Origin of the sequence: Streptomyces sp. WY228 (assembly GCF_019287315.1) — a bacterium.
Taxonomy (GTDB): Bacteria; Actinomycetota; Actinomycetes; order Streptomycetales; family Streptomycetaceae; genus Streptomyces; species Streptomyces caviscabies.
This window is the reverse complement of record NZ_CP079114.1, coordinates 6,766,144-6,780,348: the sequence shown is the minus strand read 5'-3', so window position 1 is coordinate 6,780,348 and position 14,205 is coordinate 6,766,144. Positions and strand designations below refer to the sequence as shown.

General features: G+C 70.1%; 17 protein-coding genes. 8 read left to right on the top strand and 9 right to left on the bottom strand.

What is annotated here, in order from left to right:
- Positions 1–126: 126 nt before the first annotated feature.
- On the top strand, positions 127–483 hold the full coding sequence (locus tag KV381_RS29695; RefSeq protein ID WP_086778835.1) for a PRC-barrel domain-containing protein: 357 nt from the start codon (positions 127–129) through the stop codon (positions 481–483).
- A 35-nt stretch (positions 484–518) separates the two neighbouring features.
- Here KV381_RS29695 and KV381_RS29690 read toward each other — a convergent pair whose 3' ends face one another.
- Complete coding sequence (locus tag KV381_RS29690) at positions 519–980, bottom strand: ATP-binding protein (protein ID WP_218786740.1); 462 nt, start codon at positions 978–980, stop codon at positions 519–521.
- A 153-nt stretch (positions 981–1,133) separates the two neighbouring features.
- On the opposite strand from KV381_RS29690, the gene KV381_RS29685 reads away from it, so the two are divergent.
- Together KV381_RS29685 and KV381_RS29680 are read left to right on the top strand one after the other, a co-directional pair.
- Positions 1,134–2,012 (top strand): helix-turn-helix transcriptional regulator, encoded by an 879-nt coding sequence (locus KV381_RS29685; RefSeq protein ID WP_086778833.1) that lies wholly within the window; start codon positions 1,134–1,136, stop codon positions 2,010–2,012.
- Positions 2,009–2,254, top strand: a complete 246-nt coding sequence (locus KV381_RS29680) for a DUF397 domain-containing protein (protein ID WP_086778832.1) — start codon at positions 2,009–2,011, stop codon at positions 2,252–2,254. The genes KV381_RS29685 and KV381_RS29680 overlap by 4 nt, the downstream gene beginning before the upstream one ends.
- Positions 2,255–2,301: 47 nt before the next feature.
- On the opposite strand, the gene KV381_RS29675 is transcribed toward KV381_RS29680, so the two are convergent.
- Together KV381_RS29675 and KV381_RS29670 are read right to left on the bottom strand one after the other, a co-directional pair.
- Entirely contained in the window at positions 2,302–3,066 is a 765-nt protein-coding gene (locus tag KV381_RS29675; RefSeq protein ID WP_256995175.1) for a dienelactone hydrolase family protein, read from the bottom strand.
- 67 nt (positions 3,067–3,133) lie between these two features.
- Entirely contained in the window at positions 3,134–3,724 is a 591-nt protein-coding gene (locus tag KV381_RS29670; RefSeq protein WP_030079668.1) for a TetR/AcrR family transcriptional regulator, read from the bottom strand.
- Between the two features lie 108 nt (positions 3,725–3,832).
- On the opposite strand from KV381_RS29670, the gene KV381_RS29665 reads away from it, so the two are divergent.
- On the top strand, positions 3,833–4,807 hold the full coding sequence (locus KV381_RS29665; protein WP_256995174.1) for a saccharopine dehydrogenase: 975 nt from the start codon (positions 3,833–3,835) through the stop codon (positions 4,805–4,807).
- A 3-nt stretch (positions 4,808–4,810) separates the two neighbouring features.
- Here KV381_RS29665 and KV381_RS29660 read toward each other — a convergent pair whose 3' ends face one another.
- Positions 4,811–5,650 carry an alpha-ketoglutarate-dependent dioxygenase AlkB gene (locus KV381_RS29660; protein ID WP_256995173.1) on the bottom strand — a complete coding sequence of 280 codons (840 nt, stop codon included), beginning with the start codon at positions 5,648–5,650 and terminating at the stop codon, positions 4,811–4,813.
- On the bottom strand, positions 5,634–6,872 hold the full coding sequence (locus KV381_RS29655) for a hypothetical protein (protein WP_218786739.1): 1,239 nt from the start codon (positions 6,870–6,872) through the stop codon (positions 5,634–5,636). The genes KV381_RS29660 and KV381_RS29655 overlap by 17 nt, the downstream gene beginning before the upstream one ends.
- A 183-nt stretch (positions 6,873–7,055) precedes the next feature.
- Here KV381_RS29655 and KV381_RS29650 point away from each other — a divergent pair, with 183 nt between their 5' ends.
- Positions 7,056–7,523 (top strand): hypothetical protein, encoded by a 468-nt coding sequence (locus KV381_RS29650; protein ID WP_218786738.1) that lies wholly within the window; start codon positions 7,056–7,058, stop codon positions 7,521–7,523.
- A gap of 95 nt (positions 7,524–7,618) precedes the next feature.
- Here KV381_RS29650 and msrB read toward each other — a convergent pair whose 3' ends face one another.
- From msrB to KV381_RS29630, 4 genes are all read right to left on the bottom strand, one after another.
- A complete protein-coding gene (gene msrB, locus KV381_RS29645) occupies positions 7,619–8,026 on the bottom strand; it encodes a peptide-methionine (R)-S-oxide reductase MsrB (RefSeq protein WP_030079678.1) in 408 nt (135 codons plus the stop codon).
- 50 nt (positions 8,027–8,076) lie between these two features.
- The gene (gene murC / locus KV381_RS29640) at positions 8,077–9,477 is read right to left on the bottom strand and encodes a UDP-N-acetylmuramate--L-alanine ligase (RefSeq protein ID WP_218786737.1); all 1,401 of its coding nucleotides are present in this window, start codon (positions 9,475–9,477) and stop codon (positions 8,077–8,079) included.
- A 64-nt stretch (positions 9,478–9,541) separates the two neighbouring features.
- Positions 9,542–9,994 carry a hypothetical protein gene (locus tag KV381_RS29635; RefSeq protein WP_030079682.1) on the bottom strand — a complete coding sequence of 151 codons (453 nt, stop codon included), beginning with the start codon at positions 9,992–9,994 and terminating at the stop codon, positions 9,542–9,544.
- Positions 9,995–10,157: 163 nt separating this feature from the next.
- The gene (locus KV381_RS29630) at positions 10,158–10,994 is read right to left on the bottom strand and encodes a pyrimidine reductase family protein (RefSeq protein WP_030625502.1); all 837 of its coding nucleotides are present in this window, start codon (positions 10,992–10,994) and stop codon (positions 10,158–10,160) included.
- A gap of 37 nt (positions 10,995–11,031) precedes the next feature.
- Here KV381_RS29630 and zapE point away from each other — a divergent pair, with 37 nt between their 5' ends.
- The 3 genes from zapE to KV381_RS29615 all read left to right on the top strand — a co-directional run bounded on the left by zapE (position 11,032) and on the right by KV381_RS29615 (position 14,157).
- Positions 11,032–12,126, top strand: coding sequence for a cell division protein ZapE (gene zapE / locus KV381_RS29625; RefSeq protein ID WP_086778827.1), 1,095 nt, complete (start codon positions 11,032–11,034; stop codon positions 12,124–12,126).
- A gap of 91 nt (positions 12,127–12,217) precedes the next feature.
- Complete coding sequence (locus KV381_RS29620) at positions 12,218–12,643, top strand: OsmC family protein (RefSeq protein WP_030079687.1); 426 nt, start codon at positions 12,218–12,220, stop codon at positions 12,641–12,643.
- A gap of 140 nt (positions 12,644–12,783) precedes the next feature.
- The gene (locus KV381_RS29615; protein WP_218786736.1) at positions 12,784–14,157 is read left to right on the top strand and encodes an alkaline phosphatase PhoX; all 1,374 of its coding nucleotides are present in this window, start codon (positions 12,784–12,786) and stop codon (positions 14,155–14,157) included.
- Positions 14,158–14,205 lie beyond the last annotated feature (48 nt).

Here is a 14,205-nt window from a genome sequence, read left to right as displayed (position 1 = left end):
CGGAGCGCAGCGTTTCAGGTCCGGGGAATCAGAAAAAGAGCTCACGGTTACACTCCGACATTTTCCGATAACCTGGATGAGCAAAGGGCGTGAGCAACAGCCCGAGAGCGCTTCAGGAGGCAGACCATGATCCATGCAGCCGAAATCCGTGAGTGGCGCGACCGGAACGTCATCGACCCGGAGGGCCACAAGATCGGGGGGCTCGAAGCGGTCTACGTGGACACCTCCACCGACGAACCGGCCATGGCCACCGTGCGTATCGGGCTCCCCACCCGTCACCAACTGGCCTTCGTCCCCCTCGGCGAGGCGCTCGTCGGCCCGGACTACGTCAGGGTCGCCTACGACAAGGCGCTGGTGAAGAAGGCGCCGTCGATCGGCATGGACGACATCCTGCCCGCCGAGGCGGAAGAAGAGGTCTTCACGTACTACGGGCTGCCCTACCGGCCGGGCGCCGGCGGAGAGCGTCAGCTCGCCCGCCGCTGACCGCACACGACCAACGCCCGCCCCGGCCGGAACCGTCAGTGCAGCAGGTCCAGCTCCGCCCGGACCGTCTTGCCCGGGTTGCGGTCGAAGACCGCCCAGCGGTCCGCCAGGGCCTCCACGATCAGCAGCCCGCGCCCGCCGTCGGCGCCGCCGTCCGGCACGGTGATCTCACCGGGGCCGGGCGGCCGGCGCTCGCCCCGGGTGTCGGACACCTCGATCCGCAGAAGGCCGGGCGCGGCCGGGTCGCCCGGCATGTACGACAGGCGCAGTTCGAAGTTGCGGCCCGGCACCCGGCCATGGGTCGCCGCGTTGGCCGTCAGCTCACCGATGATCAGGGCCGCCGACTCCGATGCGTCACTGAGATACGGGATGCCCCAGGTGTGCAGCTTGTGGAGGCCGACACGGCGGGCGAGCCGGGCACCGCGTGGATCTGCGCAATATTCACGGTTGAACACACGTACGGTTACGGGGGGTTGGGTCTTCGTAGATGCTTCCATGCCCCCAGATTCCGGGCCTCCGACCCGGTCCACCAGGTCAGCAACCCGTACGCTCAGTCAGCGTACGGGTGCGAAGGGTAGACGGTACGGGTCACGTTCCGTGAGCATGGACAGGTCTCGGACCAGGACAGGCGCACGGGGAGGTGGCCGTACATGACGCACGGCACGGACGGCATCGACAGCACCACGTACGGAACCTTCGGCAACGGCGGCGGGCGCAGCGGCGAACCCGAACCGCAGTACATCCTCAAGATGTTCGGAGAGGTGGTCAAGACCTTCCGCAAGCGGGCACGGCTGACGCAGGAGCAGTTCGCCCCGCTCGTCGGGTACTCCCCCGAGACCGTCGCCTCCATCGAACAGGGCCGCCGCCTCCCGCCTCCGGACTTCGCGGAGCGCGCGGACAGCATCCTCGACGCGTTCGGGGTGATCCTGGCGGCGGCGAAGCATCTGACGCGGCGCAAGGGGCTGGCGAGTTGGTTCCGGCAGTGGGCACAGCTGGAGCTGGAGGCGCTGAGCCTGTACACGTACGAGTGCCGTTTGATTCCGGGGCTGTTGCAGACGCCCGCGTACGCACGGACGCTGTTCGTCGACCAGTTGCCACCGCTCGCCGACGAGCAGATCGAGGCACAGCTCGCGGCTCGGCTGGAACGTCAGGAGCTTCTGCGGAACCGGCCCAACACCGCGTTCAGCTTCATCCTCGAAGAGCACTTGTTCTTGCGGGACTTGGGCGGCGAGCAGGTCACCAACGAGCTGATCGACCACATCCTCGATCTGTCCGAGCTGCGCAATGTGGACGTGCAGATCATGCCGCTGGTACGGCATCATCACGCGGGGCTGCACGGGCCGATGCAGCTGCTGGAGACGCCGGATCACCAGTGGCTGGGCTACTTGGAAGGGCAGGAGCACGGGCAGTTCGTCTCCGACCCCAAAGTGGTCAGCGCACTCCAGATGCGGTGTGCCAGTATGCGTTCACAGGCTCTCTCGTTGGACGACTCCAAGAGCCTGATGCGGCGGATGCGAGGAGCGAGATGAGCACCACAGACCTGGCCTGGTTCAAGAGCAGCTACAGCAGCGGCTCCGGAGACTCCTGCGTCGAAGTCGCGCTGGCGTGGCACAAGTCGAGCTACAGCAGCGGCTCCTCCGGCGACTGCGTCGAGGTCGCCGCCTACCCCTCCACCGTCCATGTCCGTGACTCCAAGATCGAGGAGAGCCCGCAGCTCGCCCTCGCCCCGGCCGCCTGGACGCACTTCCTCGCGTACGCCGTCCAGGGCTGACAAGCAGCCTGAGGCCGCCGGTCCCAACGCGAGCATGCCTGCCCGGGTCATGCCTCCTGATCGTCCGTCACGGGCAGGCACTCGGTGAGCAGGTCGACGACGTCGCGCCAAGCGCGCCGCGCGTGTTGTGGGTGGTAGCCGACGCCGGGGACCGTGGGGTGGTCGACCGGCGGGTGGTGGAAGGCGTGCAGGGCACCGCCGTAGACCGTGAGACGCCAGTCGACGCCCGCGGCCTGCATCTCGGCGGTGAACGCCTCCCGTTGCGCGGGCGGCATGATCGGGTCCTCCGAGCCGACCCCGGCCCACACCGGGCAGCGGATGCGCGCCGCCTCGCCCGGCCGGCCCGTGGTGGTCGCGTTGACCGTCCCGATCGCGCGCAGGCCGACGCCGTCGCGGCCGAGCTCCAGCCCGACCGCGCCCCCGGTGCCGTAGCCGATGGCGGCGATCCGGTCGGGGTCGGTCCGCGGTTCGGCGCGCAGCACGTCGAGCGCCGCGTGGCCGATGCCCCGCATCCGGTCGGGGTCGGCGAGCAGCGGCAGGCACCGGGCGAGCATCTCCTCGGGATCGCCCAGATAGCGCCCGCCGTGCAGGTCGAAGGCCAGCGCCACATAGCCCCGTTCGGCGAGCGCGTCGGCCCGGCGGCGCTCGACGTCGCTGAGCCCCATGCCCTCCGGTCCGATCAGCACGGCGGGGCGGCGGCCGGCACCGGCCGGGAGCGCGAGGTGCCCGACCATCGTCAGACCGTCGGCCGGGTACTCGACCGTACGCGTCGTCACCGTTGTCGTCGCCGTAGTCATCGTCGTCGTCGCCATGGGACCGGACTGTAGTGACCGTCGAGCCCGGTCCGGCCGGTGTTCTGCCGACGGCAGAGCAGCGAGGCTAATCGCCGGTCCGGGCGCCGAGACCGCCCGTGATCAGGTCGGTCAGCGCGGTGACCGCGTCGTCGGCGGAGACCCGCCCCCGGTTCAACTCGGCGGCCATCACCTCCGCCGCGCCGAGCACGCCCACGCACCGCAGCCGGAGGGCTTCGGGTGTGTGGCCGGAGTGCGGCAGCAGCGCCGCGGCCATCAGGTCCGCGTAGCTGTCGAGCAACTCGCGCTGGACCGCCTCCATCTCCGGATTTCCCTTCAACGCGGCGGATACGGCGTTGAGTTCCGGCATGCCCGTGGCGCAGGCGAAGTACGCGGCGCTGATGACGCGGGCGGCCTCGTCGGCAGTGGGCGCGGCCTCCTCCAGCGCCTGGACGATCGCCGCGCGGTGACGTTCGTCGAGGCGTCGGTAGAGCGCGAGCAGCAGGCCGGGGCGCGTGCCGAAATGGTCGTACACGATCGGCCTGCTCACCCCGGCGGCCTCCGCGAGGGTGACCAGCGTCAGGCCGTCGGCGCCCTGGTGCCGCACGATCGTCACGGCGGTGTCGAGCAGCTGCTCCCGCCGGGCCTGCTTGGGCAGACGGGTCGAGGTGGTGGCCATGGTCCTCCGTTGTGTCGCCCTCCAGGCGATGTTACAAAACGTAGCCTACAAAATGTAGCTTCACGGATGCGAGGGCTCACGGTGGAACGGTCGAAACCAGTACTGATCTTGGGCGGCTCGGGGCAGGCGGGCTCGGACACCGCCGCTCTGCTGCGCCGGTGGCACCCGGAACTGCCCCTGACGATCGCGGGTCGCGACATCGGCCGCGCACGGCGGGTGGCCGACGGCCTCGGCGGCGCGACAGCCGTGACCGTCGATCTGCGACGCGGCGATCTCGGCTTACCGGCCGGGCACAACTACGCGGCGGTGGTCGCCGCGCTGTGGGACGACCGCCTGAACGGGCTGCGCTACGCGCAGGACCGCGGCGTGCCCTACCTCAGCATCTCCAGCAGCCTGGTGGAGATCGCCCCGGAAGCCCTCGCCGCCGCACAGCGCGGAAACACCTCACCGATCCTGGTGGCCGGCCACTTCTGCGCCGGTGCCGTCGTGCTCGCGACGCTGGCCTCGGCCCGGGAGTTCGACCGGGTCGACACCGTCCGGATCGGCGCCGTACTGGACGAGTCGGACACCGGCGGGCCCGCGGGGCAAGCGGATCTGGAGCGGTGGGCAGTCGCCACCACGGCGGGGACGGTGCGCCGGGACGGCGTCTTCACCTGGGTCGACGGTCCGGACGCCGAGGCGGATGTGGCCCGTACCGACGGTGTCGTCCTGCCCGGCCGGAGCATCGCCGTCCTCGACGTACCGAGCCTCGCCCTCGCCACCGGAGCGGCGAACGTCCGCTTCGACATGGCCGTCGGCGAATCCGCGGCACGCTGCCGCGGTGACGCCGCCTCCAGCGCGATCCGGATCGACCTCGAAGGAGTGGACACGAGCGGTGCACCGCTCAGCAGCAGCCGCTACCTCGTTCACCCGGCAGGACAACGTCCGCTGACCGCACTCGGTATCGCGCTCGGTGTCGAGCGACAGCTCGGCCTGCGCGGCGAAGCCGCACCGCCGGGCCTCCACACCCCGGAGACCCTGGTCGACCCGGCCTACGCGGTCGAGCGCATGGCGGAGATCGGCGCCGTCTTCATCGACAACTGAGCATCAGACAGGCGGCATCAGATCGCTCGCGCTGACGGTGTACGTCAGCGAGGGGTAGACGAAGTCCGTTTCCTTGTTCTCACGGCGTCGCAGTCGGTAGAACTCGCTCTGCTGCTCCTCGTCGGCCGACGTGAGACGCGCACCCTGCGGAAGGTGCGCGTGTCCGTCACGGAAGCGGACCAGCGTCTTCGACGTCCGGAAGGTGACACCCAGCCAGGAGTTGTCCGCCGTCCGGTCGGGCGCGTCCAGAACGATCTTGTGCTTGAGCCGCCGATTCGATGCGACGGAGAACACGACGACGCTGTTGTGGGCGAGGGGGATCTCCAGCTTCTCGCCGCCGGAATCACCGGAATCAGCGGCCGTCTCTTTCACTTCGAAGATCAGCTTCCTCGGCGGGCTCGCCTCCGGATGCTGATAGCAGGAAAAGACGGCGATGAACGAGTCGTCGGCCAGATCAAGAGCCTGGTCGGAATGGAAGCCCATGGTCGTATAGGCGTTCGTGTAGCTCTCGATGAGGGCGTTGTTGAACGCGGCGGCCGAAAGCTCCGCACGTTCCTGGATCTGTTGCGCCAACCGCTCGTGCACCGCCCGGAAGCGCTGCGTCGGGCTTCCGTACCGCGTGGTGGTGCGCACGAGCGGCACTCCACCCGCCTCGTCGATCCTGGCCAGCGTGGCGCCCCGCCGGCCTTTCCCCACGTCTTCCCAACGAACCGATTCCGACAGCTCCGCGAAAGGATTCGGCTCGATCGGCAGCGCGTACGAGCGGATCTCGTCCGAGAAGTCAGCGCGGTCAGAGCGATCAGAGAGGTCAGGGAGGTCAGGGAGGTCAGACCCGGGGCGCATCGTAGTCTCCGGAGTTCATGCTGAAGAGGAACTTGTCGCCGTAGTCGATGAAGGACGCGGTCCTGTTCTCCTCGGCGTACAGCCTGCGCAGATCCTCCATGCCGTCCTCGGTGGGCGGCCCCAGCCTCACCAGGCCTCCGGCCTTCTTGAGGTAGGTGCCGCCGTCCTTGTGCACGGCTTCGGCGCTCGAACAGCGCACCACATAGCCCAGGCGGGTCGGCAGCAGCTCGGCGTCCAGACCCGAGGGCCGGATCTCGTGCGTGTACAGGCGGTTGGTGGACAGCGGCATGAAGAAGACGGAGCCGGGATAGAGCGTCAGCGCGAACTGCTGCGGAAGCGCGGTCTCTTCGGGCCCCTCCACTCCCTCTGCCGACTTCTTGAGGCGGAAGTGCAGTCTGGTCAGGCCGCTGGCACGCTTCACACCGTGGTCGAAGGGGTCTTCGGCCAAGGGGCGCAGTTTGTCGAGACCGTCGTAGAACGTGCAGAAAGCCATGATGCCGTTGGCGGGCATGTCCTTGGTCTTGTCGGCATGGGCCGAGATCTTCGCCTTGGACTGTTTACGCTCGGGCGTCGCAAGGGTGTTGTGGTAGACCTGCGCGAGGACGTGGTTCAGCGGCGCCTGGTCACGGAATACGTCGGCGGCCTCGCGATTCAGCGCATCGACGATCTGCGTATCGGTAGGGCGGAAGCTTTCGGTCGGCCCCGAGAAATTCGTGGAACACCGGAGCAGACGGAAATGCAGTCCGTCGCCGTCCTCCGTGACGGGCGTCAGATAGATTCCGCTGCGGTGGGCGGTTCCGGGCTTGGTGGACTCCGTCAGGGACTGGAACGCGTGCTCCGCGCTGATCCGTCCGAAGTGATCGGCGTCGCGTTCGAAGAAGCGGCGGTAATACACGCCGACTCCGTGCACGCGGAGAGGAACCCTGCCGATGCCGACGACGGCCCACGGCGCGTCGGCGCCCTCGCCGTAACCGCTCGACAGCTCGCGCACGACGAACACCCGGTCGGCCGCGCGCAGTTGGCTGTCGCTGATTCCGGATACGTCGCCGCACAGGTAGACGGTCTTCCGCGCGAGGTCCGGCGCACCAGAGGCAAGGTGCTCCGGCGTGATCGTGAGGCCGAAGAAATCCCGGACCACGTCGTCGTCCTGCAATGCCGAAGGAGCGACCAGGACGTTGTTCGCGTCCTCGATGCGGGCTTCTGATACCTCTGTTGTATACATCGGACGTGATGCTCTCACGGGGTCTCGACGGCGAGCAACGAAGTTCCCAGTAGTCCCCCGTGGGCCCCGTGGCCTCCGTGATCTCCGTGGCCCCCGTGTTCTCCGCCGTCTCTAGTAACGTAAAGAGGTAATGATCTGACTCATGGGCCTCCTGGCGGGCTGCGTGAACCCAGGAGGAACCACATGACGACCAACCGTGGACGCAAGGACGTCATCCGCGACCGGATGGCCGCCACCGGCGAGTCGTACAACGTCGCCGCCCGCAACCTCAAGGCCATGAAGGACATGGGCGCCACCCGCGAGGCCGTCCTCGTGCAGCGCTGGACGCCCGCCGACTCCTTCGACGTGCCGTGTCCGTGCGGCGGGACCTGCGAGCCGGGCGAGACCTGTGACCGCTGCCACGCCCGCCACCGCCATGTGAAGCGCTACCCGGGCTCCACCACCGAGGTCGAGACCTGGGCCGACCGCTACGAGTGCACCGGCTGCTCCTCCTCGTACACCCTGACCATCCACCTGGCCGGGCGGCCCTGGGGCGTCGCGGAGACCGTCGTCCGGGGCGGGTCGGCCGAGGAGTTCGTGCAGGCGACGGTCTTCCCGGGCGTGATCCACCCGCTGCTGCGGTCGGAGGCGGAGACGCCCTCGGACGGGTGATCCCCCCGCCGTGGTGGGGGTGACAGCACTGTGCCCCCGCCCCCTCCCGCGTATGCCGGGAAGGGGCGGGGGCACAGCTGTGAGCCCGGCCGGGCTCAGCTCTCGTCCGGCGCCAGGGTCAGCGAGATCGAGTTGATGCAGTAGCGCTGGTCCGTCGGGGTCGGGTAGCCCTCGCCCTCGAAGACATGGCCCAGGTGCGAGCCGCAGCGGGCGCAGCGCACCTCGGTGCGGACCATGCCGTGGCTGCGGTCCGCGATCAGCTCGACCGCGTCGGTGTCCTTCGGGTCGTAGAAGGACGGCCAGCCGCAGTGCGACTCGAACTTGGTGTCGGAGCGGAACAGCTCCGCCCCGCAGGCCCGGCAGGAGTAGACGCCCGCCGTCTTGGTGTCGGTGTACTCACCCTTGAACGCGGGCTCGGTGCCGGCCTGGCGCAGCACCGCGTACTCGGCGGGGGTCAGCTCTTCCCGCCACTGCTCGTCCGGCTTCTCGACGTCGTACGGCACGGCTCGCTCCTCAGCTCGACAGATGGTCGCTCGCTCCGGTCGCCTCTCGGCTACCGGGCGCTCGACAGGTGGTCCAGGATGCGCGGGCCGAGGTCGGTGACGTCGCCCGCTCCCATGGTGAGAACGAGATCGCCGGGCTTCGCCATTCCCGCGATCGCGGCGGGCACGTCCGCCTGGTCGTGGACGGCGGTGACATCGGCGCCCGCCGCCTTCGCCGCGTCGATGATCAGGGCGCTGGTGATGCCCGGGATCGGGTCCTCGCGGGCCGGGTAGATGTCCAGGACCACGGAGGCGTCGGCCAGGGCGAGTGCCTGGCCCATCTCGGTGCCCAGCTCCTGCGTACGGGAGAACAGGTGCGGCTGGAAGACCACCAGGATGCGGGCGTCGGCGGCGGCGCCGCGCATGGCCTCCAGGTCGGCGGTCATCTCGGTGGGGTGGTGGGCGTACGAGTCGATGACCTGCACGCCCGCCGCCTCGCCCTTGAGCTGGAGGCGGCGCTTGACCCCGGTGTACGAACCGAGGGCGGAGGCCAGGTTGTGCGCCGGGATGCCGAGGGCGACCCCGGCGGCGAGCGCGGCGACCGCGTTGTGGGCGTAGTGGGCGCCGGGGACCGAGACCGTGAAGGTGAGGAACTTGCCGTTGAGGAGGACGGTGACCTCGCTGGTCAGGCCGCGCGGGGTGACCTTGTGGACGCGTACGTCGGCGTCCTCGGCGGAGCCGTACGTGACGACCTTGAGGTCGGAGAGGTCGCGGACCCGGCGGGTCAGCTCGACCGCGCCGGGCTGGTCGGCGGAGACGACCAGGGTGCCGCCGGGGACGATCTTGCCGACGAAGGTCTCGAAGGAGTCGTAGATCTCGTCCATCGAGGCGTAGTTCGCGTGGTGGTCCAGCTCCACGTTGAGGACGATCGCGACCTCGGGGTCGTACTTCTGGAAGCTGCGGTCGCTCTCGTCCGCCTCCGCGACGAAGATGTCCCCTTCGCCGTGCGTGGCGTTGGTGCCGGGGCCCTCCAGGTCGCCGCCGATGGCGTACGAGGGGGCGAGGCTCAGCGAGGAGAGGGCGACGGCCAGCATCGACGTCGTCGTCGTCTTGCCGTGGGTGCCGGCCACCGCGATGGCGCGCAGGCCGTTCATCAGCGAGGCCAGCGCGTCGGAGCGGTGCACCACCGGGATGTCCAGCTCGTTCGCCCGGAGCAGCTCCGGGTTGTCGGCGCGGATGGCGCTGGAGACGACCACACAGGACGCGTCGTCGGCCAGATGGCCTGCCGCGTGTCCGATGTGCACGGTCGCCCCCAGCGCCCGCAGCGATGCGGCGGTGGCGGACTCCTTGGCGTCGCTGCCCGCCACCTTCGCCCCGCGCTGCGCGAGGATCTTCGCGATGCCCGACATTCCGGCGCCGCCGATGCCGATGAAGTGCGGTCGTTCCATGGCGGCGGGAATGCCGGGTGCCATCTGTGCTCCTCTGGACGTGTGCTCTCGGGCGCGGTCCGGTGCCACTCCGGGCCGCGGGCCCAGCCTATTCGCTGTGCGCGAAGAGCTTGAGCACCGGGACGCCCACCTTGTGCCGGGCCCGGGAGGCCCAGTCGCGGTGGAAGAACTCCTCCACGTAGTGCGGGGCCGTCAGGACGATCACCTCGTCCGCGCCCGCGTCCTCGACCACGGTCTTCAGCTTGTCGAGCGGGTGATCCTCGATCACCTGTCCGACCGCTTCGGAGCCCGCCTCGCGCAGTGCCCGTAGGGAGTATTCGAGGCCGATCTCTGCGGGTTCGCGGGCCTCGTTGCCCTCCGGCTCCTCCCCCTCGCGGACCGCTTCCTTCAGTTCCCCCATCGCCACGTCGTCGATCGCGCGCAGCAGGACATCGGCCTGGTCACCGCGCGGCTGCAACAGAACGACGAACGAGATCCGCTCCTCGCCGTGGAGGGTGGTGACGAAATCCACGTCCTCGGGAGTGAGCGGCTTCTCGATCATCAAAACGCTTGTGAACACGACAGGCGCCCTTCCGCTTCTTCGTCTCGTCGACTGCCGGCTCGACCGTCGACGGTCGTTTGCTGAAACCATCCTTCCCCGCGCTTCCACGGGGACTGCAGGGGTAAGTGTGCCCAGCCGAAGCTAAGCGGAACGGGAAATTCCGCTAACTGTCAGTCCGACGGTACCGAGTGAAGAGGAAACCGGCCTCTTCCAGCAGTGATGCCAGGAAAAAACGTTCCGGCACGGCGACCCCGGGCCCCCCGGCGATGCGCTGGGCGTCACCCGCTGTGAGCATCGGGGAGATCGTCAGGCACAGCTCGTCCAGCACACCGGCGGCCACGAACTGGCCGAGCAGCCGGGGTCCGCCCTCGGTGAGCTGCCGGGTCAGCCCCCGGCCGGCCAGCTCGCGCACGGCACGGGCCGGGTCCACCCGGGCGCCGTCGCCCGCGATCACCACCTCGGCGCCCGCCTTCCGGGCCGCCGCGATCCGGTCGGCGGGGGCTCCGGCGCCGGTCAGCACGAGGGTCGGGACGAGCGGCTCGGTGAAGAGCGGCAGCGAGAAGTCCAGGTCCATCGAGCCGGTCACCACGGCGACGGCGGGCGCGGGCCCCTGCCCGGCCGCCGCACGCCGCGCCGCGAACGCCTCCCGGGCGCGGGCCGGACGGTACCCCTCCAGCCGTACGGTCTCGGCCCCGGCGATCACCACGTCGGCCAGGCCCCGCAGGGTGCCGAAGATCCGCATGTCGGCGGCGCAGGAGATGGGCTGCGAGCGGCCGTCGTGCTGGGCGGCTCCGTCGAGGGTGGAGACCATGTTGGCGCGCAGCCAGGGGGTCCCGGCGGCGAGGCCGGCGGAGGGGTCGGCGCCGAGGCCGGCGGAGGGGTCGGCCGTGAGCTCGGCGGGGTAGGCGTACGCCTCCGCCAGCTCGTCGAGGCTCCACTCGCGGTCGGGGGCGGCGGGGCCCGTCGTTGTCAGGTCCGTCACAGGGAACAGGCTTCGCATGGGTTGCAGTCTGGCACGGGCCTTAGGGTGGAGAGTTGTGTCGTCATCCACCGCGTTTCCGGGGCAGAGCCCCCTTTCCGAAACGGCCCCGCTGTCCCTGTGCGCCCGTGAGCCGCACGTCCCCGCAGACCGTCTGGTCGCCGAGATGGTGCCGCCGCCGCGCTTCGATTCGGTGCGCTTCGACACGTACGTACCCGACCCGAACCAGCCCAGCCAGCGCGAGGCCGTCACGGTCCTGGCGGACTTCGCCGCCGGGCTCGGCGGGGCGCACGCGACGGGCGCCGGGCGGCGCAAGTGGTTCGGAAGCAGGAAGCCGGCCGCGCCGACCGGGCCGCGCGGCGTCTATCTGGACGGCGGCTACGGCGTCGGCAAGACCCACCTGCTGGCCTCCCTCTGGCACGCCACGCCCGCCGAGCCGTCACTGAAGGCGTTCGGCACGTTCGTGGAGCTGACCAACCTCGTGGGCGCGCTGGGTTTCCAGCAGACCGTGCGGACCCTGAGCGGGCACCGGCTCCTGTGCATCGACGAGTTCGAGCTGGACGACCCGGGCGACACCGTGCTGGTGTCCTCGCTGCTCAGCCGGCTCGTGGAGGCCGGGGTGGCGCTCGCCGCGACCTCGAACACGCTGCCGGGCAAGCTCGGTGAGGGCCGGTTCGCCGCCGCCGACTTCCTGCGCGAGATCCAGGGCCTTTCCGCGCACTTCCGCCCGCTGCGCATCGACGGCGAGGACTACCGGCACCGGGGGCTGCCCGAGGCCCCGCCGCCGTACGACGACGAGCAGGTCACCCGGGCCGCGTACGCCACGCCCGGCGCGTCCCTCGACGACTTCCCCGGCCTGCTGGAGCACCTGGCCCGGGTCCACCCGAGCAGGTACGGCGCGCTGACCGACGACCTCGGCGCGGTCTGTCTGACCGGCGTGACGGCGGTGCCCGACCAGTCGACCGCGCTGCGCCTGGTGGTGCTCGCCGACCGGCTGTACGACCGGGAGGTGCCGGTGCTCGCCTCCGGGCTGCCGTTCGACAAGCTCTTCAGCGACGAGATGCTGAACGGCGGGTACCGGAAGAAGTACTTCCGGGCGATCTCCCGGCTGACGGCGCTGGCGCGTGACGCGAAGGGACTGGTGGCGCAGTAGGTTCGGGGGCGTAACGCAACGGGGCACCGCGCGCCGCGAGGTGCCTCCTGTTATCCCGTACCACCGCGCACACCGTCCGAAGGGATCCAGCATGGCTACCACGCGTCAGGCGCACACGAACTGGGAAGGCAACCTGATCGAGGGCAAGGGGGTCGTCACCTTCGACTCCTCCGGCATCGGTGACTACCCGGTCTCCTGGCCCGCCCGCTCGGAGCAGGCGAACGGGAAGACGAGCCCCGAGGAGCTCATCGCCGCCGCCCACTCCAGCTGCTTCTCGATGGCGCTCTCCCACGGTCTCGCCGGGGCCGGCACCCCGTCGACCCGGCTGGAGACCAAGGCCGAGGTGACCTTTCAGCCCGGTACGGGCATCACCGGCATCCACCTCACCGTCGTGGGCGAGGTGCCCGGTCTCGACGAGGACGCCTTCCTGAAGGCCGCCGAGGACGCCAAGGCGAACTGCCCGGTCAGCCAGGCGCTGACGGGCACGACGATCACGCTGTCGGCTTCGCTGGCCTGATCCTCCGCGGACGGCTGCTCCCAACGGGGCCCGTCCCAGCGGCAACACGGGGCGCGGGGGTACGCATGGTTCCCCCGCGCCTCAGTGCGTGCTACACACGTGCGGGTCACTTCACCTGTCCGCCAACAGGGAGTCACCTCATGTCAACCGCACCCCGCACCACCACCACCCGACGTCAGGTCCTGGCAGGCAGCGGCGCAGCCGCCGCAGTCGCCTTCACGGGAGCCTTCTCCGAACTCTTCGCGGGCACGGCCGCCGCACGCGGCCACGCCGGCTACGGCCCCCTCGTCCCCGACCCGGACGGTCTGCTCGACCTGCCGAAAGGATTCCGCTACCGGGTGCTGTCCCGGGAGGGCGAACCGCTGCGCTCCGGCGAGGGGCCGGTGCCCAGCAACCACGACGGGATGACCGCCCTGCCCGGCCGCAACGGGCGGGTCCACCTCGTCCGCAACCACGAGAACCGGCACACGGCCGAGATCGGCGTACCGACCGTCGAGGGGCTGACCTACGACCCGGCGGCCAAGGGCGGCTGTACGTCGCTGGAGCTGGACGGCCGCAACAAGGTGCTGGGCGAGCGCGTCGCCATCGCGGGTACGGCGGTGAACTGCGCGGGCGGGCCCACCCCCTGGCGCACCTGGCTGACCTGCGAGGAGACCGAGGACAAGGCCGGGACCAACGGCTACACCAAGGACCACGGCTTCATCTTCGAGGTGGACGGCGCCGATCCGCACCGCACCGGGGCCGTCCCGCTGACCGCGATGGGCCGCTTCCAGCACGAGGCGATCGCCGTCGACCCGAAGTCCGGGATCGTGTACGAGACGGAGGACGCGTTCGAGAAGCCGTTCGGGCTCTTCTACCGCTTCCTGCCCGAGAAGCCGCTCGGCGGCACCGGTTCGCTGCGCGCGGGCGGGGCGCTGGAGGCGATGCGGGTGCCGGGCGTGCCGGACCTGTCGGCCGTCCAGGAGACCGGCGCGAGCTTCGACCGGATCGAGTGGGTTCCCGTACCGGATCCGCTGGCCGCCGAGACGGCGATCCGCTTCCAGGACTTCGGGCCGAAGGGCATCACGCACGCGCAGAAGCTGGAGGGCTGTTACTGGGGCGGCTCCTCGGTCTACTTCGTCTCCAGCTTCGCCCACCGCGACGAGGGCTCGGCGGCCGACCACTACGGGCAGGTGTGGCGCTACGAGCCGAAGAAGCGGCGGCTCACGCTGGTCGTGCTCTTCGGCCCGGACACCGACATCCAGCTGCCCGGCGAGTCCCCCGACAACATCTGCCTGGCGGCCGACGGCGGGCTGATGGTCTGTGAGGACGGCGGCGGCGCGCAGCACGTGCTCGGGGTGACGCGGCGCGGCGAGGTGTACGCGATGGCGCGCGGGCGGCAGAACATCGGGACGCCCGAGGAGCCGGAGTGGGGCGAGTTCGCGGGGGTCACGTTCTCGCCGGACGGCTCGACGATGTACGTGAACTGCTACACGCCGGGGACGACGTTCGCGGTGACGGGGCCGTGGTGCTGAGGTAGCCCGGACCGCCCTGGTGCGCCGGCTCACCGGAGTGCCGTCAGA

Excerpts from the sequence above, each read along its gene's own strand:
- KV381_RS29695 (WP_086778835.1), top strand. The coding sequence starts at position 127 with ATGATCCATGCAGCCGAAATCCGTGAGTGGCGCGACCGGAACGTCATC.
- KV381_RS29690 (WP_218786740.1), bottom strand. The coding sequence starts at position 980 with ATGGAAGCATCTACGAAGACCCAACCCCCCGTAACCGTACGTGTGTTC.
- KV381_RS29685 (WP_086778833.1), top strand. The coding sequence starts at position 1,134 with ATGACGCACGGCACGGACGGCATCGACAGCACCACGTACGGAACCTTC.
- KV381_RS29680 (WP_086778832.1), top strand. The coding sequence starts at position 2,009 with ATGAGCACCACAGACCTGGCCTGGTTCAAGAGCAGCTACAGCAGCGGC.
- KV381_RS29675 (WP_256995175.1), bottom strand. The coding sequence starts at position 3,066 with ATGGCGACGACGACGATGACTACGGCGACGACAACGGTGACGACGCGT.
- KV381_RS29670 (WP_030079668.1), bottom strand. The coding sequence starts at position 3,724 with ATGGCCACCACCTCGACCCGTCTGCCCAAGCAGGCCCGGCGGGAGCAG.
- KV381_RS29660 (WP_256995173.1), bottom strand. The coding sequence starts at position 5,650 with ATGCGCCCCGGGTCTGACCTCCCTGACCTCCCTGACCTCTCTGATCGC.
- KV381_RS29655 (WP_218786739.1), bottom strand. The coding sequence starts at position 6,872 with ATGTATACAACAGAGGTATCAGAAGCCCGCATCGAGGACGCGAACAAC.
- KV381_RS29650 (WP_218786738.1), top strand. The coding sequence starts at position 7,056 with ATGACGACCAACCGTGGACGCAAGGACGTCATCCGCGACCGGATGGCC.
- murC (WP_218786737.1), bottom strand. The coding sequence starts at position 9,477 with ATGGCACCCGGCATTCCCGCCGCCATGGAACGACCGCACTTCATCGGC.
- KV381_RS29635 (WP_030079682.1), bottom strand. The coding sequence starts at position 9,994 with ATGATCGAGAAGCCGCTCACTCCCGAGGACGTGGATTTCGTCACCACC.
- KV381_RS29630 (WP_030625502.1), bottom strand. The coding sequence starts at position 10,994 with ATGCGAAGCCTGTTCCCTGTGACGGACCTGACAACGACGGGCCCCGCC.
- KV381_RS29620 (WP_030079687.1), top strand. The coding sequence starts at position 12,218 with ATGGCTACCACGCGTCAGGCGCACACGAACTGGGAAGGCAACCTGATC.
- KV381_RS29615 (WP_218786736.1), top strand. The coding sequence starts at position 12,784 with ATGTCAACCGCACCCCGCACCACCACCACCCGACGTCAGGTCCTGGCA.